General features: G+C 42.8%; 21 protein-coding genes. 1 reads left to right on the forward strand and 20 read right to left on the reverse strand.

Features of this window, described 5'->3' with window-relative positions; all coding sequences use genetic code 11:
* Positions 1-482: 482 nt before the first annotated feature.
* The 13 genes from EP58_RS14940 to EP58_RS15000 all read right to left on the reverse strand — a co-directional run bounded on the left by EP58_RS14940 (position 483) and on the right by EP58_RS15000 (position 13,806).
* Positions 483-1,676, reverse strand: a complete 1,194-nt coding sequence (locus EP58_RS14940) for an ABC transporter permease (RefSeq protein ID WP_036094627.1) — start codon at positions 1,674-1,676, stop codon at positions 483-485.
* Positions 1,673-2,362 carry an ABC transporter ATP-binding protein gene (locus tag EP58_RS14945; RefSeq protein WP_036094628.1) on the reverse strand — a complete coding sequence of 230 codons (690 nt, stop codon included), beginning with the start codon at positions 2,360-2,362 and terminating at the stop codon, positions 1,673-1,675. The genes EP58_RS14940 and EP58_RS14945 overlap by 4 nt, the downstream gene beginning before the upstream one ends.
* Before the next feature lie 28 nt (positions 2,363-2,390).
* Positions 2,391-3,071, reverse strand: a complete 681-nt coding sequence (locus EP58_RS14950; protein WP_036094629.1) for an efflux RND transporter periplasmic adaptor subunit — start codon at positions 3,069-3,071, stop codon at positions 2,391-2,393.
* A gap of 254 nt (positions 3,072-3,325) precedes the next feature.
* A complete protein-coding gene (purR, locus tag EP58_RS14955; RefSeq protein WP_036094630.1) occupies positions 3,326-4,153 on the reverse strand; it encodes a pur operon repressor in 828 nt (275 codons plus the stop codon).
* A gap of 151 nt (positions 4,154-4,304) precedes the next feature.
* The gene (gene chbG / locus EP58_RS14960; RefSeq protein ID WP_036094631.1) at positions 4,305-5,045 is read right to left on the reverse strand and encodes a chitin disaccharide deacetylase; all 741 of its coding nucleotides are present in this window, start codon (positions 5,043-5,045) and stop codon (positions 4,305-4,307) included.
* An 18-nt stretch (positions 5,046-5,063) separates the two neighbouring features.
* A complete protein-coding gene (gene ispE / locus EP58_RS14965) occupies positions 5,064-5,924 on the reverse strand; it encodes a 4-(cytidine 5'-diphospho)-2-C-methyl-D-erythritol kinase (protein WP_036094677.1) in 861 nt (286 codons plus the stop codon).
* Between the two features lie 369 nt (positions 5,925-6,293).
* Positions 6,294-6,554, reverse strand: a complete 261-nt coding sequence (veg, locus tag EP58_RS14970; protein ID WP_036060632.1) for a biofilm formation stimulator Veg — start codon at positions 6,552-6,554, stop codon at positions 6,294-6,296.
* A 124-nt stretch (positions 6,555-6,678) separates the two neighbouring features.
* Positions 6,679-7,563, reverse strand: coding sequence for a 16S rRNA (adenine(1518)-N(6)/adenine(1519)-N(6))-dimethyltransferase RsmA (gene rsmA / locus EP58_RS14975; RefSeq protein ID WP_036094632.1), 885 nt, complete (start codon positions 7,561-7,563; stop codon positions 6,679-6,681).
* On the reverse strand, positions 7,556-8,128 hold the full coding sequence (gene rnmV / locus EP58_RS14980) for a ribonuclease M5 (RefSeq protein WP_036094633.1): 573 nt from the start codon (positions 8,126-8,128) through the stop codon (positions 7,556-7,558). The genes rsmA and rnmV overlap by 8 nt, the downstream gene beginning before the upstream one ends.
* A gap of 120 nt (positions 8,129-8,248) precedes the next feature.
* Positions 8,249-9,508 (reverse strand): G5 and 3D domain-containing protein, encoded by a 1,260-nt coding sequence (locus EP58_RS14985; RefSeq protein ID WP_036094634.1) that lies wholly within the window; start codon positions 9,506-9,508, stop codon positions 8,249-8,251.
* A 296-nt stretch (positions 9,509-9,804) separates the two neighbouring features.
* Entirely contained in the window at positions 9,805-10,572 is a 768-nt protein-coding gene (locus EP58_RS14990; protein WP_036094635.1) for a TatD family hydrolase, read from the reverse strand.
* A gap of 232 nt (positions 10,573-10,804) precedes the next feature.
* Positions 10,805-12,799 (reverse strand): methionine--tRNA ligase, encoded by a 1,995-nt coding sequence (metG, locus tag EP58_RS14995; protein WP_036094636.1) that lies wholly within the window; start codon positions 12,797-12,799, stop codon positions 10,805-10,807.
* Positions 12,800-12,957: 158 nt separating this feature from the next.
* Positions 12,958-13,806: a GRP family sugar transporter gene (locus EP58_RS15000; RefSeq protein WP_036094637.1), complete on the reverse strand. Its 849-nt coding sequence runs from the start codon at positions 13,804-13,806 to the stop codon at positions 12,958-12,960.
* A 220-nt stretch (positions 13,807-14,026) separates the two neighbouring features.
* Between EP58_RS15000 and EP58_RS15005 the strand changes: the two genes are divergently transcribed.
* On the forward strand, positions 14,027-14,311 hold the full coding sequence (locus tag EP58_RS15005) for an AbrB/MazE/SpoVT family DNA-binding domain-containing protein (RefSeq protein ID WP_036060638.1): 285 nt from the start codon (positions 14,027-14,029) through the stop codon (positions 14,309-14,311).
* 253 nt (positions 14,312-14,564) lie between these two features.
* Here the strand turns inward: EP58_RS15005 and EP58_RS15010 are convergent, their stop codons facing one another.
* The 7 genes from EP58_RS15010 to holB form a co-directional block, all read right to left on the reverse strand.
* A complete protein-coding gene (locus EP58_RS15010) occupies positions 14,565-15,158 on the reverse strand; it encodes a helix-hairpin-helix domain-containing protein (RefSeq protein WP_036094638.1) in 594 nt (197 codons plus the stop codon).
* 70 nt (positions 15,159-15,228) lie between these two features.
* Positions 15,229-16,110, reverse strand: a complete 882-nt coding sequence (gene rsmI / locus EP58_RS15015; RefSeq protein WP_036094639.1) for a 16S rRNA (cytidine(1402)-2'-O)-methyltransferase — start codon at positions 16,108-16,110, stop codon at positions 15,229-15,231.
* Positions 16,107-16,382 (reverse strand): GIY-YIG nuclease family protein, encoded by a 276-nt coding sequence (locus EP58_RS15020; protein ID WP_036094640.1) that lies wholly within the window; start codon positions 16,380-16,382, stop codon positions 16,107-16,109. Before EP58_RS15020 ends, rsmI begins: the two co-directional genes overlap by 4 nt.
* The gene (locus EP58_RS15025; RefSeq protein ID WP_036094641.1) at positions 16,369-17,109 is read right to left on the reverse strand and encodes a tRNA1(Val) (adenine(37)-N6)-methyltransferase; all 741 of its coding nucleotides are present in this window, start codon (positions 17,107-17,109) and stop codon (positions 16,369-16,371) included. Before EP58_RS15025 ends, EP58_RS15020 begins: the two co-directional genes overlap by 14 nt.
* Before the next feature lie 52 nt (positions 17,110-17,161).
* Entirely contained in the window at positions 17,162-17,551 is a 390-nt protein-coding gene (yabA, locus tag EP58_RS15030) for a DNA replication initiation control protein YabA (protein WP_036082139.1), read from the reverse strand.
* 11 nt (positions 17,552-17,562) lie between these two features.
* Positions 17,563-18,393, reverse strand: coding sequence for a PSP1 domain-containing protein (locus EP58_RS15035; protein WP_036094642.1), 831 nt, complete (start codon positions 18,391-18,393; stop codon positions 17,563-17,565).
* A gap of 5 nt (positions 18,394-18,398) precedes the next feature.
* Positions 18,399-19,391, reverse strand: a complete 993-nt coding sequence (gene holB, locus EP58_RS15040) for a DNA polymerase III subunit delta' (RefSeq protein WP_036094643.1) — start codon at positions 19,389-19,391, stop codon at positions 18,399-18,401.
* Positions 19,392-19,404: the final 13 nt, after the last annotated feature.

A 19,404-nucleotide genomic window follows, 5' to 3' on the forward strand; every position in this document is an offset into this window, starting at 1 on the left:
TTGAACTAAAAAGGTTCGATACAAAAAGGCGCTGATACAACGTTTATCTGTATTATTTGCTATGTGTTATCTCTTTTATTTCTGAGCATTTTATGATGAGAAATTAAAAATAAGCTGTTTTTTAGTATACAAAAATTGGTTCATCCTTCATTTTTTTCGTCTCTTTTTGCACATCATTTTTTAATTTTCTTTACAATCCCACCTGAATTATGACAGCTAATAACGCCATCTATTTCACTCCGTTAAGTGCTGATATGTAAGGTTTTTTAATCAAAAATTGCTGTTTCATCATGCTATAAAATCCGCTTTTTACAATCCTTTTCATCACAATTATGACAAACAGATTAAAAATATATGACAACATCAATTGTGATGTGAATTTGATTATTTGAATCAAAAAAAGGGGTTTTAGATATATATTTATACAAGTGAATAATAAAAAAAGAGGATTATTATACATAAATCCTCTTTTTTCATATGCATTATTCTGATCGTAATGCATCAATTGGGCGTAATTTGGATGCTTTATTTGCTGGTGTAATACCAAAGATAACACCGATGAACATCGAGAATAGGAAGGCACCAATGATGGTTGATGCAGTAATTCCTGATGGTATACCTGCGATAGAGCCAAATGCAAGGGCCCCTGATACACCAATCGCGATTCCAATTAGACCACCGACAACACTAATAACGATAGATTCAATTAAGAACTGGGTTAGGATATCTCGTTTTTTTGCACCTAAGGCTTTGCGGATTCCAATTTCTCTCGTCCGCTCAGATACGGAGACTAACATGATGTTCATGATTCCAATACCACCGACAACAAGCGATATACCTGCAATGGCTCCAAGCGCTGTTGTAAGGGTCGAGCTGATCGTGTCAAACGCATTTAAGATTTCTTGCTGATTTATAACTTGATATGGCGCCGATTCACCACTTGCTGAATCCGCCGCGTTATAGTCAAAGTGGATAGATAGGCGTGATTCTAACGTGTTAACAACGCGATCGACATCTTCTGCTGTGTTTGTTTCCACATAAAACGTCCGGACATTTGTATCCTTCAACATACGTTGCGCCGCAGTTAGAGGCACAAATACTTGGTCGTCACTAGAACCCATCATCGACGCACCTTTTTCTTTAAGCACACCGACCACTTTATACGGCATGCCATTTACGCGGATATATTCTCCTATTGGATTTGAAAAACCGAATAAATCACTTGCTACATTCGGTCCGATGACAGCAATTTTTTGTCCGTACTCGACATCAATCGGCAGCAAGAAGCGTCCTTTATCTAGCTTCAAGCCGCGAGCATCTTTATATTGCTCATTTGTACCGATAAGCTTCAAGTCTTTTGATTTATAGTCAAATGTTGCCTTGACTTGTCCCGAGAGTTCAGGAGAAACGCTTTTGACGCCATCAATATTTTTATATTTCAGGACATCATCGTACGTAAATTTATCGTTGGGATTCGTCGATGTATTCATTACTGTCACCAAGTTCGAGCCCAGGTCTCCCATTTGGCTGTTGACTTGATCCGTTACCCCCTTACCGAGCGATACTAGCAAAATAACCGATGATACCCCGATAATAATTCCTAGCATTGTCAGAAAGGAACGCATCTTACTTGTTTTTAGTTGCTTCCAGGCCATTTTCATACTTTGGCGGATCATTTTGCTACCCCCTCATTGAAAAGTTGACCGTCTTGAATTCGAATCGTTCTCGTTCCGTAATTCGCGATGTCAAGATCATGTGTAATCATTACGATTGTGTTGCCAGCCTGATTCAGCTCTTGCAAAATGCCCATAACTTCTTTCCCTGTTTTGGAATCAAGCGCTCCTGTTGGTTCATCAGCTAGCAAAATTTGCGGGTTAGCCGCAAGCGCACGTGCAATTGCGACACGTTGTTGTTGACCACCAGATAATTGTGTCGGCAAATTACGTTTCTTATCTGTCAGCCCAACTTTGCGAAGACAATCTAGCGCGATTTCCTCTCTTTTTGCAACACCCATACCACCATAAATCAGCGGTAATTCGACGTTCTCAAGCGCCGACAATTTCGTCAATAAATTAAACTGTTGAAAAATAAATCCGATTTTCTTATTACGAATAGCGGACAGTTTGTTATCGTTTAGCGTTGCCACATCGACACCGTCTAAATGATATTCACCAGAATCCGGCACATCTAAGCAACCAATCATGTTCATCAAGGTTGACTTACCAGAGCCAGAAGGTCCGACAATCGCTAAAAATTCGCCTTGTTCAACGGCAAGCGTCACATTGTCCAATGCTTTAAAAGTCTCGCCGCCAAGTGTATATGTTTTTGTTAAATTTCTCATATCAATAAGTGGACTCGTCATGCGATCACCTCCTTGTTTGGTCTAGTTTTTAAAATCCTGGTTGTTGGGATGAGTTCGATTTCGTTGGCAAAATGACTTCATCGCCTTTTTCTAGACCTTTCGTGATCTCCATGTTATCTTCGTTGTGAAGCCCAGTCGTTACGTATTGTTTTACTTCTTTTGTCGTCTCATTTTTCCCTTTTTTAGGAACGAGCACATAATATTTACCGTCATCATTCTTCTGAACTGCTTCGATTGGAACGTATAACGCGTCTGCTTTTTCATCGACTAAAATAGAGGCGTCTGCTGTCATCCCTGATTTCAAATCTGTAGTATCATCAATCGAAATCGTTACTAAGAAAGAAGATACGCCGTTCATCACGGTTCCTTGTTCTGCGATTTCCTTCACTTTACCTGTGTATGTTTTGTCGGGAACAGCCGTCACGGAAATCTTAGCTCCTTGGTCTTCCTTCACGTTTGGCACATCTAATTCGTCCATTTGCACTTGCAACTCTAATTCTTTGTAGTCAGGCGCTTGTTGGTTTTGCGGAACAATAGCCCCCGTTGCTGTTGCGTTGATTTTCATGTCTCCTTGTTTCACTTTTGTCGTCACAAGGTCCTTCGTCGCTGTTGTATCTGATCCTGATTTAGATCCTAAAAATAATACTGCTCCCACTACGATTGCCGCGATAATCACGATGGCAATCAACCATTTAATCCATTTCTTCATGTGTGTTGCTCCTTCCAAATTAAGTAATTGTTTGTTAGCTCCCAGTATGTAGGCAAGCAATGCTAGAAAAAATTCACAAACATAAATATTCACTTACCGAAATGTTCATGCTCCTTCTACAAGTCCCTATTGTAGCATAGATAAAACCAAAACCAGTCATTCGGAGGTCGTATTTATCTGTTCATATTCCATTCATATAAAAAAACTAGAACGCCAAAACAGCATGACTCGCTGCTCCAGATTCTAGTCGTTCCTTATTGATTTGGGTAGTTAAAATAATTGCCTTCTACCACTTCGATTTGTTTCTCTTTGACATCTACATTCTTAATTTTCACTAAGGAAACATAGTCGTCCACCAAACGTTCTTCTGCATACTCTGACTCCACCAAAACACCGATACCGACTAATTTGGCATTGAACTCTTCTAGCAAGTTCTTCATCCCATTAATCGTTCCGCCGGCTTTCATGAAATCGTCCACAATGACAACGTTCGACCCTTCCGGTAAGCTGCGTTTTGACAGCTCCATTTTCTCGATACGCTTGCTCGAACCCGACACGTAGTTAATGCTAACCGTCGAGCCCTCTGTTACTTTACTGTCACGACGCACAATAACAAACGGGACATTCAGGTGTTCCGCCACGGCTTGCGCAATCGGAATACCCTTTGTCGCCACCGTCATAATCGCGTCGATTTTTTGCTTGTTAAATTTCGTCGCTAAAATTTTGCCGATTTGGCTTAGCGTCACGGGCTCACCAAGTAAATCCGATAAGTATAGATAACCACCTGGGAGCAAACGATCAGGCTCAGCGATGCGATTACAGAGCGTCTGAACGAAATCCAGCACATCCGCGTTATCCGCAATCGAAATGTATTTCACGCCACCAGCAGCGCCTGGAACGGTCTCAAGCGTACCGATGCCTCTATCTTCAAATGTTTTCTTTATAATAACCAAATCTTCGCTAATAGATGATTTCGCAGAACTATAACGCTCAGCAAACAAAGTCAGTGGCACAAGTTTTCGTGGATGGCTCAGCAAAAACTGTGTCATATCAATCAAACGTTCACTACGCCGAATTTTCATATTGCTTCTTCTCCTCTTTTTAAAAATAGCTTTTCCAAACATTAGAACCTATTTCGCCCTTTTTGTACGTGTTTAACATCATTATAAAGGCTTTTTAGAGGAAAAGATAGTCATAGCCTGCTACTCAAAATCATCACTCGCTAGATTCCTCTTATTTCATAACCTCTTTAAAACTAACTACTTCGGCTCCAACTGATTTCAACGCTTCCTGCACCTCATCTGATGTTAGGAAAGTCAGCTCTTTGATTCGGTAATCCGTGTACGATGTCAAGCTGAGCAATGTTTCATCGATAAACGCTGGGTGACACATAAATTCCAATGTCTCCGTGTCCTTCTCATGCGCCTTCACGACCTGCTTGACAACATCCGCCGTAATCCCATCCGCATAAAATTGATCAGAAAAACGATCCGTGGTCGGAATGCCAGTATAGTCCGCATCATGCACAGAACGACGCAATCCAACTTGGTACTTTTTCGCTAATTTTTGCAACACAGGTAAAACGATAGGTTCGATTAAATGATGCGTATCAAAATGGGAGATGGTAATGCCGGCTGCGAGAATTTTTTCGATTTGGGCCGTGAACTCACGCTCTACTTCATCAAAATCAATCGCATCCGCAGAACTTCTCAACACGTCTTGCGCGAGGAACTTCCCGGATTCAGCAGTAAGACTCGGAACATCCTTCAAAATCGGGCTACCAAACGTCAGCGTCAAATGCGCCCCGATATCGAGTCCCGGATTTTCTTTCGCTACCTCAGCGCCTAAATCGAACGCCGGTGAATTCGCGAGCATCGTGGTCGATTTTACAACACCATGTTTATACGCTTCCAAAATTCCGTAAACGACACCTTTTGACAAACCAAAATCATCCGCATTAAAAATAACTTTCATCACTTCACGACTCCTTTATCATTTTTCTTCTTGCCAAGGTCTAACTAAGTACACTTCCTCACAGAAGCCACGCAAGCCGTTATAGACGCGTTTCGCTCGAGAGTACTGTTTTACAAGGGCAAACACTGTCGGCCCGCTACCACTCATTAAAGCCGTATCTGCGCCAAACTCCAGCATCTTCTCTTTGATTCGCTTCACTTCTGGATGTTTCGCGAGCGTCACCGTCTCCAGCACGTTCCCAATATTATCACAAATCCCTTCAAAACTGCCATCTCGAATCGCCTGCACCATTCCAGCCGTATTCGGGTGCTCCACTTCGCCAACACGCAAATCACGGTAAACGCCAGGCGTCGAAACACTAATCGAAGGCTTGGCTAACACAATCCAGCAATTCGGCATCATCGGAAGTGGCTCAATAATCTCCCCACGACCAGTCGCAAGCGCCGTTCCACCGTACAAACAAAACGGGATATCCGATCCCAGTTCAGCACCTAAGTCCGCAAGCTCCTCAAGCGTCAACTGCAAATCCCACAGTTGGTTCAACCCCTTGAGCGCTGCAGCCGCGTCACTACTACCACCCGCAAGCCCAGCCGCAACTGGAATACTCTTATCGAGCGTTATCGCTACGCCCTGCTTCACTGAAAAGCGCTCCTTCAAAAGCGCCGCCGCCTGATACACCAGATTCCGCTTATCATCCGGAATAAAGTGCGCCTTCACATCCAGTTTGATGACATCCTTCTCCAACAAAACTAACTGCAGACGATCCGCCAAGTCAATAGTCGTCATCACCATTTCAAGCTCATGATAATTATCTTTTCTCTTATATAGCGCATCCAATGACAAATTAATTTTCGCAGGTGCTTTCACATTTATTTTCATCATTTCTACAGCCTTTCTCAGGGAACATCCATCGTTCACCCCAAAGTAATAAAGTAGGTGATTTTGCCTGACTTCAAATTTGGTCACAGCTCCTCAAATCTTCTTTGTTTATTCTACCATAGCAAAGCCTAAATATGTACTCCAAACTCGAAAAGACTTCTGAGCATACTGTAAAAACAGGAAGACTAGATCCATTTCGAAGCTTACTCAAGATGTGACCAGATAACGCCAATCATTCTTTTTTCGCGTAATACGTACATTCTGCTTTACACAAATCGAGCGCTTGTCGCCGATTTATCCGTTATAGGCTCAACATCCACAGACAATCAAAAAACCAGCCAAAGTTGGCTGGTCTTGAGATATTAGTGATTAAAGTGCTAATTCTTTACTTACATCATCTGTAAAGTCTAATTCCACAGTGTCTGTTAAAATGTCCGTATAACTATAGGATACTCTTTCGAAATTGTTCTCGTCTTGATCTAATTCAACAACAAAAACAGCTGGATAAGTTTCAGCTAAAACGCCACAACGCTCGATTGTTTTCTTACGTCCGCCGTTAGCTTTCAAAGTTAGTCTTGTTCCAAGTCTGGATTCAAGATTTTGTTTGATGCTTGCAATAGTTTTTGACATTTTGTACCCCCACCTCACTAAATTCCATTATAGCACAACGGGGGCTGAAAATCAATAAACAAATATTTTAACAGCGAAATGCCTCTGTGTCAACCACTAAGATCAGCTTTTTATCATTTTTTCGCTATTTTCTCATGAAATTGTCAAGAAAATTACTTAAAGTCGCAAATTCAGGGATGTTAAGCGTTTCACCACGTCGTTTTACATCGATGCCAATTGCCGCGAGTTCGGTCTCTAATTCTTCTTTTTGTGGCTTCAATTCTGGGAAGCGGTTCACTAAATTGTTCCATAATGTTTTCCGACGTTGCGCAAATGCTGAGCGCGTGATATCGAAGAAGAAGGTTTCATCATTCACTTGTGCTGGTGGCTCTGAGCGGCGTTTCAAGTGAATAATCGCTGAGTCGACATTCGGCTGAGGCATAAATACCGTTTTCGGCACGATAAAGGAAAGCTCGGCCTCCATGTAGTACTGTATCGCGATCGACAAGCTTCCATACGCCTTCGTACTCGGTTTTGCTGAAATACGATCCGCGACTTCCTTTTGGAGCATAAAAGTCATGCTGGACACTGGCAAATCCTCGTGAAGCAATTGCAAAATAATCGGTGTTGTTACATAGTATGGCAAGTTCGCGACCACCTTCACAGGATTCGTCCGATCTGGAAGCTTTTCCGTAATCATCACCCCAACATCCACTTTCAAAATGTCTTCGTTCACGACCTCTACATTGTCGTAAGCAGCGAGCGTATCTGGCAAAATCGACATCAAGCGTTGGTCAATCTCAAAAGCCAATACGCGCTTCGATGTACGCGCTAGATGCTCCGTAAGCGCGCCAATACCTGGTCCAATCTCAATAACGTCCGTTTCCTTATCCAGTTCTGCCGTCTCCGTGATTCGTCTCAAAATATTGCTATCAATCAAGAAGTTTTGACCTAGGCTTTTCTTGAATAGAAAATCATATTTTTTAAGGATTTCTTTTGTGCGGCCTGGTGTTGCGATATCTTTACTCATTCGTCTCCTCCTGTACTACTTCGCCCCATGCGGCTTCGAATTGTTCACTCGTAATGCCAAACATGCGTAGTCTCGCTTGCAATTGTTTGCCATTCGTATAACCTATTTTAAGGATTTCTCCTAGCTTTTGTCGTTTCGCTTTGGCACCCGCTCCGCCCATCAAGCCGAGTATCACAAGTCGGTCATAATCGATTTCGCTCGTCTGGACGCGTTCATCGCTTGTATGGAAATGCTCCAGCGCCTCGCGGATAATTTCTGGTGTCGCATGTTCTACTCCTAAACCACGGCCATATTTCGGCAATGCGTCACTGCGTTTAATGAAAGCGTGATGGCATCCTGGAACTGCTGCATCGATTTGCTTTCGAATTTTTTCACCTGGAAAGTCGGGATCGGTCAGTATAATCACGCCGCGTTTTTCTTTTGCATGGCGGATTTTTTCAATGGTCATAGCGGACAAGGCCGAGCCGTTCGTTTCGATTGTGTCTGCGTCCACTGCGCGGTGTATTGCGGTTGTATCGTCTCGCCCCTCGACAACAATGACTTCATGAATCACTAACTTCTCCATACAAAACGTCCCTTCTCTTAATCAGTTCTTCTATCATACCATAAAATTCGAAAAAGCAGAACCCGCAAAAAAAGCAGGAAGAACACCATTTCTGGTATGCTTCCTGCTTTGTATGAATTCTTAATCTAAAATGGTTACCGTAACTTGACGGCGTCCCCATGTGTAACATTGGCTTTCGTCTGCAAAATAAACGTCTACGATATTGCCTTTAATCGCGCCACCAGTATCTCCTGCAATTGCTTCTCCGTAACCTGATACGTAGACTCTAGAGCCTAATGGAATCACGCTTGGATCTACCGCAACTACTTTTAAACCTGGGTTTGCTGTTAAGTTAATACCTGTCGCCGTTGTACCGCCACCTGAATACGCTGTTGATTCCATCGTGAACGTTTTACCGCCTGATGATGGTTTACTGCTTACTTTGGAAGCGCTACTGTTAGAAGATGATGCACTCGATGTTGTAGCTTTTTTAGAAGATTTAGCTGGGGCATTGCTGATTGCAGTTACCACTGGCTCTTCTTTTGTACCACGAACAATGATTTTATCTTCTGGTTTTGCTGTTACTTGTTCTGCAAGGAGTTTGCGTTGTTTTTCTTTACCGTTCTCGATAACAACATCATACTTGGCTACTTTCTCGCCAGCCTTCCCTGGTTGTACTACTTTTTCTTCTCCTTTTTCAAGGGAAGCATCTTCTTTTACTACGGTTTTGAAAGCGACTTTAGATTTCTTTTCGTCGGTTTTCTTGTCTACATATGTAACAACAACCGTCATATTTGGAGTAAGTTTCGCCGTTTTTGCTGGCAATACTTTATCGTGAGCGTCTAATTTAATTTTCTTCTCTGCTAATAAATCTGCTACTGTGTCTTTTGTTGTCCACGTGACTTCTTTTTTCGGTCCATTTTGAATAGCTAGAGCGACAGCGCGGTCGATTTTAACTTCCATGTTTGCTGTTACTTTGTCATTCAATGAAACGTTTAAAGCATCTTGCGGACGTGTCGTAATATTTTCATCCTTCAGTACTTCGGCAACTGTATCTTTTGTTGTCCATACACTTGCTTCTTTACCTTCGTCATTAATTGTCACTTGTTTCGCTGGAATGTAAGCAATCTTCATTCCGTCTTTTACAGCTGTATTTTTGGAATAAGACAATTCGTCATGTTTTCCAATTTTTACACCTTCGTCATTTAATACTTCTCCAACTGTTTTTGCGTGCGTGCTAACTTTTGTAACCTCGCCTGCTTTTACAATCGTGATATCGTTTTTAGTTCCCTCGAAAACGAAATAAAAAACCAAAGCTATGACAATAACAAACGCGCCAATCATAATTGGTAAACGCCATTTTGATTTCTGGCTTGCGTTACTGCTAGTTTCCATGGTCATGTATTTCTCCCCTTTCTAACTTCTGTTGTGATTATATACGGGGGACGAAAGAACTGTCAACGAATTATCAAAAATAGGTGTCTAGACCAAATGCAATGACTTTATCGTTGGTATAGAGCCATTGTAAAACCTTTTCATTACATTCCGTGTCTAATGTGTCAGTTATATTTCAGGGAATTCAGCCTCTAGTCGTAGGCATAATAGCGCGGGTTTTTAAAGATTTCTTAAATTTTATTTTTCGCTTGCTTAAGATTCCGTTACAGAGTTCAGGTATTGTTACAGTTTGATGACAAAAATCAGCTTAATCGGAATAGCCTATTTGCATTTTCTGTTGTGTAGCGGGCGATTTCCTCATATTTCAGTTCTTTTAATTCTGCGACCTTTTCGGCAACAAGCTTGACGTAACTCGGTTCATTTCTTTTACCGCGATTTGGGTGCGGAGCGAGATATGGAGCGTCAGTTTCGATTAAAATCTTGTCTAACGGTACAGATTCTGCTGCAATTTTTGGTAATTTTGCGTTTTTAAAGGTAACTGTGCCGCCGAATGAGATGTAGAAATTCATTGCTAAACACGCTTCCATTACCTCTACGGTTTCGCCAAAACAGTGCATGATTCCGCCAACTTCTGACGCGTTTTCTTCTTGCAAAATACGAACGACATCTTCTGTTGCTTCCCGATTATGAATCACGATTGGAAGTTGTACTTCTTTTGCTAATCTGATTTGCTGACGGAAGACCTCAAACTGAGTTTCTTTTGGTGACGTATCCCAATGATAATCCAATCCCATTTCGCCGAGCGCGACAACTTTCGGATTTTTGGCTAGTTCGCGTAACCATTCTAGTTTTTCTGGAGTAAAAGTGATTGCGTCTGTTGGGTGCCATCCGACAATGAGGTAAATAAAATCATATTTATCGGCAAGTTCCAGCGCGCGATTGATTGTTTCTTCATTAAAACCGACGACCGCCATGCGCGAAACATCATTTTCCTTGGCACGTGTGATAACCTCTTCAAGATCTTCGTTAAATGCGTCATCATTTAAGTGCACATGTGTATCAAAAAGCATTTTTATCCCTCATTTCTTTATTTTTAACGCGTGAATGTCAGCTTTCTTCTATATAATAATACAACTGCTTTTCCTATTTTGTGAATGTGTCGTATTACTATAGAAGAAAGTCGTTTTTTTAGTCGTTTAATCTACCTTTTTAATAACATCGTATGTTGCTGGTGCTTGTTTATTCGCTAAGTAAGATTCGAAAAAAGTGAGGTGAGTTCCTAGGAAACCCACCTCGTTGTTATTATTTCACTTTTGCACCGTTTGGAAGGGCGCTGCTTGCTTCGATGATTTGTAGTTTGCCATCTTTTTCGCCGGATAGAATCATGCCTTCGCTCATTAAACCGCGTAATTTGACTGGTTTTAAATTCGCGACGACAATTACTTTTTTGCCGAGGAGTTCTTCTGGTTCATAGAATTCTGCGATACCTGATAGAACTTGGCGCAGTTTTCCTTCGCCTAGGTCTAATTGGAAGCACAGTAGTTTGTCAGCTTTTTTGACTTTCTCGACTTGCTTTACCTCTCCGACGCGTAAATCGATTTTGTCGAAGTCTTCAATGCCGATTTCTGGTGTTTCAAGCGCAACAACGGTTGGTTCTTCTGCTACTGGCGTTGGGGCTGTTGCTTTCATTTGGTCTTGGATATAGGCTACTTCTTCCGCTGCGTCGAGACGAGGAAATATTGGTGTGCCTTTTGCGACTACTTTTGTGCCTGCTGGAATTTTGCCGTATCCTGTGATCGATGCCCAGTCTTTTAGCGATTCGTCCGTAATGCCTAGTTGCGTGAAAATACCTTCTGGACATTGCGTTAAGAATGGTTTCAACATCACCGCGATGATTCGCAAATTCTCAGCTAGGTGGGTCATAACACTTGCTAGTTCCCCGCGGTTCGCTTCTTCTTTTGCTAGAACCCATGGCGCTGTTTCATCGATGTATTTATTCGTGCGGCTGACAAATGTCCATAGTTGAGAAAGGACCACTGAAAATTGCATCGTTTCCATGTTTGTTTCATATTCTTTCAAAACATTATCTTTAAAAACCTCTAATTCGCCGTCAAAAGGTGTTACATTGCCTTGATAAGCTGGAATTTCACCGTCAAAATATTTATTTATCATCGCAACAGTTCGGTTTAGTAGGTTGCCTAGATCATTTGCTAAATCATAGTTGACGCGATCGACAAAATCTTCTGGCGTGAATAAGCCGTCAGATCCGAATGGAACTTCGCGTAGAAGGTAATAACGCAGCGCATCCAAGCCATAGCGGTCAATCAGCATGTATGGATCGACAACGTTACCTTTAGATTTCGACATTTTGCCGTCTTTCATTAGAATCCAACCGTGCCCGAAAATTTTCTTAGGTAGCGGTAAATCAAGCGCCATCAGGATAATCGGCCAATAAATCGTATGGAAGCGCACAATCTCTTTTCCGATGATATGCACGTCTGCCGGCCAGTATTTGTTGAAATTCGCATCGTCTTCTGAACCATAGCCAAGCGCGGTTATGTAGTTAGAAAGCGCATCAATCCACACATAAACAACATGTTTCGCGTCTCCTGGAACCTTAATTCCCCAATCAAAAGTCGTTCTGGAAACAGCCAAATCTTCTAAGCCTGGTTTGATGAAATTGTTAATCATCTCGTTTTTGCGCGATTCTGGTAGGATGAATTCTGGATTGTCATTATAGTAAGCGAGCAAACGATCGGCGTACTTACTCATGCGGAAGAAATACGATTCTTCTTTCACGAGCTCGACTTCATTGCCGCTCGGTGCTTTTCCGCCAATAACTTTGCCATTTTCGTCGCGGTACACTTCTTCTAGTTGGGTTTCTGTGAAATATTCTTCATCTGAAACGGAATACCAACCTTCATATTGCCCAAGATAAATATCGCCTTGATCCAGCAGTTGTTGAAAAATTTTCGCGACGCCGTCTTTATGACGCGGTTCTGTCGTCCGAATAAAATCCGTGTTGGTAATCTCGAGTTTCTCCCATAAATCTCGGAATCCTGCCGCGATATCGTCCACATAGCTTTGCGGTGAAATATTTTGTTCCTCGGCTTTTTGTTGGATTTTTTGGCCGTGTTCGTCTGTTCCCGTTAAATAGAAAACGTCGAATCCTCGTAAACGCTTGTAACGCGCCATTGCGTCTCCTGCAACCGTTGTATAAGCATGCCCAATATGAGCCTTTCCACTTGGATAATAAATCGGAGTCGTAATATAAAATGTATTATTCTCTTTTGGCAATCTAATCCTCTCCCATTCCTCTGCCGAAAATCAGTTTTTCCGGTGTTAAATTCACAATTACCTTCTATTATATCATTTTCTACGCAAAACAAAATACCGCAAGCCCGAAAAATTTGAAAAAGACAGCACAGAATGTTATCCCGTACTGCCAAATTTCACTATTTTGTGAGACCAATCATGAAACCACCGGCACTGACTAGAATAATTCCGATGATAACTAAGATAAGTTCGCGTTTCGTTTTTTTCTCGCCTAGAAGGAGAATTCCGCCTAGCGTTGAAATGACGACGCCCATTTGCGAAAGTGAAAAGCTAATCGCGACGCCAATCACCGTGTTAGAAATAAGTAACGCTAAATTCCCGATACTCCAAATTAAACCTGGAATAATGCTGAGCCATGTTTCTTTTAAAAAGAAGGTTTTGCGATCTTTAAACGAGAACACAACAGCCGCGACGACCATCCCAACAGCCTGCGGTAGAATCGCTTCCCAACCGCTGATATCGAATGCTTTTAGAATGACAACATAGGCGACGTAGCCAAGCGAAGAAACAATAAGCGCGACCATGCCTTGCTTCATATTGCTGCCTTTCGATTTATGCTGCTGATAGGATGTTAGCGAAATCCCGACGATAATGAAGAATAACGCCGAAAATCCAAGTACTAGTTTTGCCGTCGTTCCCCATTCTTGAAATACGAATACACCAAACAGCGAAGTCCCAACGAGTTGCATCCCGGTTGATAGCGGCATCGCTTTGGAAACACCAATATGCGTAAATGCGCGGAATTGGTTCAGTTGCCCAACGGTCCAGAAAATCCCCGATACAAAGCTCACCAATAAAATCGTGACGGTAAATTGTGGCGTAGAATAGAAATACATCCCAATCGCAAAAATAAGCGCACCGAACGTTACCCCAAGCGTTTGTTGATATGGCTTCCCACCAATTTTTGAAACAATGAGTGGCATTATCCCCCACATCACTGCTGGAATGAGCGCAATTAAAATATCCATCAAAAAACTCCTCTCAAATCTGTAAAATCATCCATCTAAGCTAAAGAAGCAAAATTTGCAATTGTAGAACTTTTATATCACAAATAGCGCCCCAACTAGGTTTATACCCTTTTTTTGAAACGATAATCATTTTTTTTGTATTTATTGATATTTTCGTCTAGCTTTTCTAGGAAATTCTTGGTATTATAGGTAATAGACCAAAGAGTTAGGAGGTAAGAATATGAAATCTACAGGTATGGTAAGAAAAATTGACGAACTAGGACGTATCGTAATCCCAGTTGAAATCCGTCGTAACCTAGGCGTTGCTGTTAAAGATGCTTTAGAAATTTACATCAATGAAGATGAAATTATCCTAAAGAAATATACAGCTAGCAACCTTTGTGACATCACTGGTGAATTTTCCGATCAAAACAAACAAGTTGTTGACGGTAAATTAACACTTAGCCGTGATGGAGCTGAGAAATTAGTAGCTGACATCCGTCGTCAATTCGGCGATGATATCTAAGACTACAATTAAAGAAAGTATCCTATTTGAAAGCGTGCTAGCCTCAAATAGGATGCTTTTTTGTTGTGGCTCTTATGAAGCGTACTTTGCTGAATTAGAGCCTCAATATGAGTACGAACGAGTGAGTATTCGTTCCTTTCTTGGGGTTGAGCCTACTTACTAGTAAATCGGCGGCAAGCGTTCGCATTTGTTTAAAGCAGGGTGTAGATGATACGCAAAAAGATAAAAACTTAAAGACTTAATAGATCATAGCTTACTTTTCTATCACCACGAATGAGGTTAGTTTGGAGATTTTGGCGTCTGGTTTGTTGCTTTGGAAGGTGAAAATATCGGAGAAGTAGACGTGTTTGCCTTTTTTGTTTGTGACGGTTCCATGAGCGGAACCTTCTTTGCCGTGGCTTAGCAGGGATTGGACTTCGAGTGCGCTGACTTCTTGGAGGTTCGTGATTAGTTCTGTGATGAATTCGTCTCGGCCTTTGATTTGGAATTCGCCTGGTACGGTCCACACGAACGATGCTTCTAACACGTTTTCGAGTGCGGTTCTGTTGCCTGACGCGGATGCTATAAGGTAGTCTCGGATGATGCGTTTTTTTGGTGCGTTGTCGCAGTTGAAGTCGCAGAATACGGCGAAGTCTACGCCATGTGTCGCGCTTTTTGCTGATATTTCTTGGAATGCTAAGCCGTGCCCCGCCAGTGCTTCTTTTAAAATTCCAATTGCTTTTGGTCCGACGCCGTGTATTTTTAATAGCGTTTTTTCGTCGTGTGCCGCGACTTGTTCGAGTGTTGTTATCTCTAATAATTCCAAAGCGTTTGTTGCTGGTTTGCCAATATTGGGCAGTTTCGTCATATCGAATTCCTCCTTTTCTATTACCGTTATTATACCAAAAAAAGACCCGCGTGATGACGAGTCCAGTTTATTATAATTCGTGATAGGCTTGGTAAACTTCGCGTTTTGGGAGTTGGCGGGTTTTCATGACTTGTTTGATCGCTTCCTTGGAGGAGACCGATTCTTCGTCCATGACTTTTTCGACATGTTCCTTGATTGGTATTGTCGCCCACCAAATTTCTTCGTCCTCGCTCGGTGCGTCTTCATTTCCTTCTACGATGACGCAAAATTCACCGCGGATTTCGGTTTCTTTTGCCCATTCTAGCGCTTCTTCCACCGTTCCACGTAAAAATTCTTCGTACTTCTTCGTCAATTCGCGACATAATACAATTTTGCGGGTGCTTCCGAGTATTTTGTTCATCACTTTTAAAACTTCTTTCAAGCGGTGTGGCGATTCGTAAATGATCCACGTTTCTTCGCGAAGATTCAGCTGGTTCAACGCTTCTTCGCGGTCTTTGTTACTTCGCGGCAAGAAACCGTAAAAGAAGAACGGTTGTGGCGCGAGGCCTGATGCGATGAGTGCGGTAAGTGCTGCATTCGCGCCTGGCAGTGGCACGACGGTGATTCCAGCTTCAATCGCGGCGCCTACGAGTTCATAGCCTGGGTCGGATATCGACGGCATGCCTGCATCGCTCACGACGGCAATCGTGGTTCCTGCCTCCAATTTTTCGATGAGCTCCTCTTGGCGGGTCGTTTTGTTATGTTCGTGATAGCTCACCATTTTTGTATGTATATCGAAATGGTTGAGTAGCTTGATCGTGTTTCGCGTGTCTTCCGCCGCGATTAAATCCGCTTCTTGCAAAATTCGAATCGCGCGCATCGTCATGTCTTCTAGGTTGCCAATCGGTGTTGGGACTAAGTATAACGTGCCCTTCGCGTCACCTGATTCTGCAAAGCTTTTCTGGCTTTTCATAGTGTGTCGCCCTCCTTCTTTTCTCGTAAATAGTGATCCTTATCTTTGCGTACTAGTTTCTTAAAAGCGGCTTCGGCTTTCGTTGCCTCGGATCGCGTCTCGAAGCATTCGGAATGGATGACTCGAACTGGGCGTCGATTTCGGGTGTATTTGCAGCGAATCCCAGCGTTATGTTCGGCTTCGCGACGCGCCACATCGGTGGTGTAGCCGCCATAATAGGAGCCATCTTTGCATGCCAATACGTAGAAATAATGCGTGTCACTCTTCGCCATAAAGCAACTCCCTCACTTGTTTCGTGTACTCGCCGTCTGCATTTTGCACGATGATTGGCGGCAAATATTTCACGCCTGGCTTCGCGCCTTTCATGCCCTCGATTAGAATCGTATTCGCTTCTCGTTCCAAACGCGGATGCACAAACTGGACGCGTTTCGGTTCCAAACCATATTCCCGCATGATATCAATGATTTCCAGCAGGCGCTCTGGACGATGAACAAAACTCGCCTTGCCGCCCTGTTTTAGCAAATCCGCCGAGACTTGAATCGTATCGCGCAACGTGCAATGTACTTCATGACGCGCAATTCGCAAATGTTCATTTTCATTTTTGATGCTGGTCGATTCAAGCGCAAAATACGGCGGATTGCAGATGACGAAGCTATTTTTTCCTTTTCCAAGAATCGGCACAACCTCACGTAAATCTTGTTGCAAAATTTCAATCTGATTCTCGAGTTCGTTGTATTCAATGCTACGCCGCGCCATATCCGCCAATCGTTCCTGAATCTCTATACCAATAATTGGCACTTTTGTTCTCGAGCTAATCAACAACGGAATAATGCCATTGCCGCTACACAAATCAATAATCCGCCCACCCTTTTGATAAGGTATGTAGCTAAATCTTGCGAGCAATACTGCATCTAGCGAAAAAGAAAATACAGACGGACTCTGAATAATTCGCAAGTTCTCCGCCAATAAATGATCTAGCCTCTCATCTCCAACTAACATCCAAACCTCTCCCTAAAAAAATGGCTCTCTCTACGAAAGAGAAAGCCGCGTTTTATTTCTTATTCAATAACGACATACAGAAAAGACAATCTTCATCGTTTCCGCGCGGGCTTCCGAAATGCACGTTGCAAATATGGAAACCTTCTTTATACAGTTTGACTAAATTATCATACCCTTCGCCAACTTCTATCATCTGGCGCATCGCTTCTTTGCGAGCTGGAGCCATCGCGCCCAACTCTTTTTCGGCGGGGATTGTGCTCACATGTTGCTTGCCGTCGAGTTCTTCCAAACGGCGACGCAAATGTTCGTTTTCTAGGTTCAGACGGTTGTTTTCTTCCAACATATCGCCTAGATTTTGCTTCAGGTCGCCAAGTTGTTGGTATAACTCGCCGATTTGTTCTTCCATATTGCTGACTGAGTCAAAAAGTGCTTTTTTATCCATATGGGCTCACCTCAGGACTTCGCGGGTTCTTTTGAAAAAGCATTAAAGGGGCGTAATTCTTCTAATGCATATTCAATGACCGCGTCTTGATCTGGTAGTCTGACTTGCATAATTCGACCGAGTAGGTTAATGCCCACTACACGTGCCTTGCCATCAGGTGTCACAACATGTTGACCGACATCAGGCATTTCTTTCTTCGCTGTTTCGTATTCATCATTCTCATATTTCAAACAACACATTAAACGACCGCAAAGTCCAGAAATCTTCGTCGGATTGAGCGATAAATTCTGGTCTTTTGCCATCTTGATTGAAACTGGTTCAAAATCACCTAAAAAGGTCGAGCAACACAGCATCCGGCCACACGGGCCAATTCCGCCGAGCAATTTCGCTTCATCGCGGACACCGATTTGGCGTAATTCAATCCGCGTACGGAAAATCGACGCTAAATCTTTCACGAGTTCGCGGAAATCGACGCGCCCTTCTGCGGTAAAGTAAAAGATGATTTTATTGCGATCAAATGTATAATCGACGTCGACTAGATTCATCTCGATTTTGTGTTCTTGAATTTTCTCGTCACAGAGTAAAAATGCGCGCTGACAAGAGGCCGCATTTTCTTCGACACATTTATAATCTGCGTCTGTCGCAACACGTAGCACTCGTTTTAGAGGCATAACAACATCCTCTTCATCGACTTCGCGCGGTGCGATAACCGCTTTTCCGAACTCAATTCCTTGTGCATTTTCGACAATCACGCCTTGACCCTCGACAATTTTGAGTTTCTCAGGCGAAAAATAATATATTTTACCGGCTTCCTTAAAACGAACGCCTACAACTTTTGGCAATTGGACTACCTCCCTTGAATTTTCAATACGAGTTGCTCCATTAGTAGCTGGGTATTCATGTTGGAATCTAGTTTGCGCTTAGCTCCAAGTATGATTTCCATTTCAGCAGTCGTATCTGTGAGTGATTTCCGCAATATATCCTGCTTTAACATCGATGCTTGCTCCATGCAGATTGGACGATAATCGTCGTTTAGCGATAAATGTAAGCGGTCGCGATAGAGTAATAGCAACAACTCTAGGCCTAAATGCAGCTGTGTTTTATCCTTGAAAACGGGCATCCATGATTCTTGAATAAGCAAAATGGGATCCACACCTTGATGATGCAATCCTTCATAGAGCTTCACCGTCACGTTGCGCGCTTCGGCAAACCATTCATCCTCGTTCCAAGTAGCGGCTTGTTCCGCATTTCCAGCGACACTCGCCAATACACGGGCTTTCTGCTCTAAAATGCCTTGCGCTATCAAATCGCTAACAAAGGCCTCGAACGGCAAAGCTCGAAAGCTCACCGGTTGTAGCCGCGATTGGATTGTTGGCAAGATTTGCTGTGGATTCGCGGTCAAGAATAAAATTAACATGCCGCCATCCGGTTCTTCTATAAATTTAAGCAAAGAATTGGCTGATTGCACCGTCATTTTATCCGCGCTGTCGATAATCAAAACCTTGCGATCCGACTCCATACCGCGCTTAGACAGTTCCTGCTTCAATTCCCGTACTTGATCAATTTTGATACTGTTGCCATCTGGTTCTAGCCAATGAACGTCAGGGTGGTTATCGTTTTCGATTCGCAGACAATTATTGCACGTCCCACAAGCCAACTCGTCGTCGCTTTTCTCCAAGCAAAAACGGGTCTGGGAAAGCCATTTGGCAGTGCGTTTCTTACCAGTTCCACGCGCGCCTTCTAGCAAATAACCATGCGCCAATCGGTCTGTCAGAATACTTTTGATGAACAGTTGCATCGCGATTGGTTGCATCGCTAGCAGATCAGCTTGTCGTCCCACGAAAAAACCCCTC

This window comes from Paenilisteria newyorkensis, assembly GCF_000766145.1.
Lineage (GTDB): Bacteria > Bacillota > Bacilli > Lactobacillales > Listeriaceae > Listeria_A > Listeria_A newyorkensis.

Excerpts from the sequence above, each read along its gene's own strand:
- EP58_RS14940 (WP_036094627.1), bottom strand. The coding sequence starts at position 1,676 with ATGATCCGCCAAAGTATGAAAATGGCCTGGAAGCAACTAAAAACAAGT.
- EP58_RS14945 (WP_036094628.1), bottom strand. The coding sequence starts at position 2,362 with ATGACGAGTCCACTTATTGATATGAGAAATTTAACAAAAACATATACA.
- EP58_RS14950 (WP_036094629.1), bottom strand. The coding sequence starts at position 3,071 with ATGAAGAAATGGATTAAATGGTTGATTGCCATCGTGATTATCGCGGCA.
- purR (WP_036094630.1), bottom strand. The coding sequence starts at position 4,153 with ATGAAAATTCGGCGTAGTGAACGTTTGATTGATATGACACAGTTTTTG.
- chbG (WP_036094631.1), bottom strand. The coding sequence starts at position 5,045 with ATGAAAGTTATTTTTAATGCGGATGATTTTGGTTTGTCAAAAGGTGTC.
- ispE (WP_036094677.1), bottom strand. The coding sequence starts at position 5,924 with ATGAAAATAAATGTGAAAGCACCTGCGAAAATTAATTTGTCATTGGAT.
- veg (WP_036060632.1), bottom strand. The coding sequence starts at position 6,554 with ATGTCAAAAACTATTGCAAGCATCAAACAAAATCTTGAATCCAGACTT.
- rsmA (WP_036094632.1), bottom strand. The coding sequence starts at position 7,563 with ATGAGTAAAGATATCGCAACACCAGGCCGCACAAAAGAAATCCTTAAA.
- rnmV (WP_036094633.1), bottom strand. The coding sequence starts at position 8,128 with ATGGAGAAGTTAGTGATTCATGAAGTCATTGTTGTCGAGGGGCGAGAC.
- EP58_RS14985 (WP_036094634.1), bottom strand. The coding sequence starts at position 9,508 with ATGACCATGGAAACTAGCAGTAACGCAAGCCAGAAATCAAAATGGCGT.
- EP58_RS14990 (WP_036094635.1), bottom strand. The coding sequence starts at position 10,572 with ATGCTTTTTGATACACATGTGCACTTAAATGATGACGCATTTAACGAA.
- EP58_RS15000 (WP_036094637.1), bottom strand. The coding sequence starts at position 13,806 with ATGGATATTTTAATTGCGCTCATTCCAGCAGTGATGTGGGGGATAATG.
- EP58_RS15005 (WP_036060638.1), top strand. The coding sequence starts at position 14,027 with ATGAAATCTACAGGTATGGTAAGAAAAATTGACGAACTAGGACGTATC.
- EP58_RS15010 (WP_036094638.1), bottom strand. The coding sequence starts at position 15,158 with ATGACGAAACTGCCCAATATTGGCAAACCAGCAACAAACGCTTTGGAA.
- rsmI (WP_036094639.1), bottom strand. The coding sequence starts at position 16,110 with ATGAAAAGCCAGAAAAGCTTTGCAGAATCAGGTGACGCGAAGGGCACG.
- EP58_RS15020 (WP_036094640.1), bottom strand. The coding sequence starts at position 16,382 with ATGGCGAAGAGTGACACGCATTATTTCTACGTATTGGCATGCAAAGAT.
- EP58_RS15025 (WP_036094641.1), bottom strand. The coding sequence starts at position 17,109 with ATGTTAGTTGGAGATGAGAGGCTAGATCATTTATTGGCGGAGAACTTG.
- yabA (WP_036082139.1), bottom strand. The coding sequence starts at position 17,551 with ATGGATAAAAAAGCACTTTTTGACTCAGTCAGCAATATGGAAGAACAA.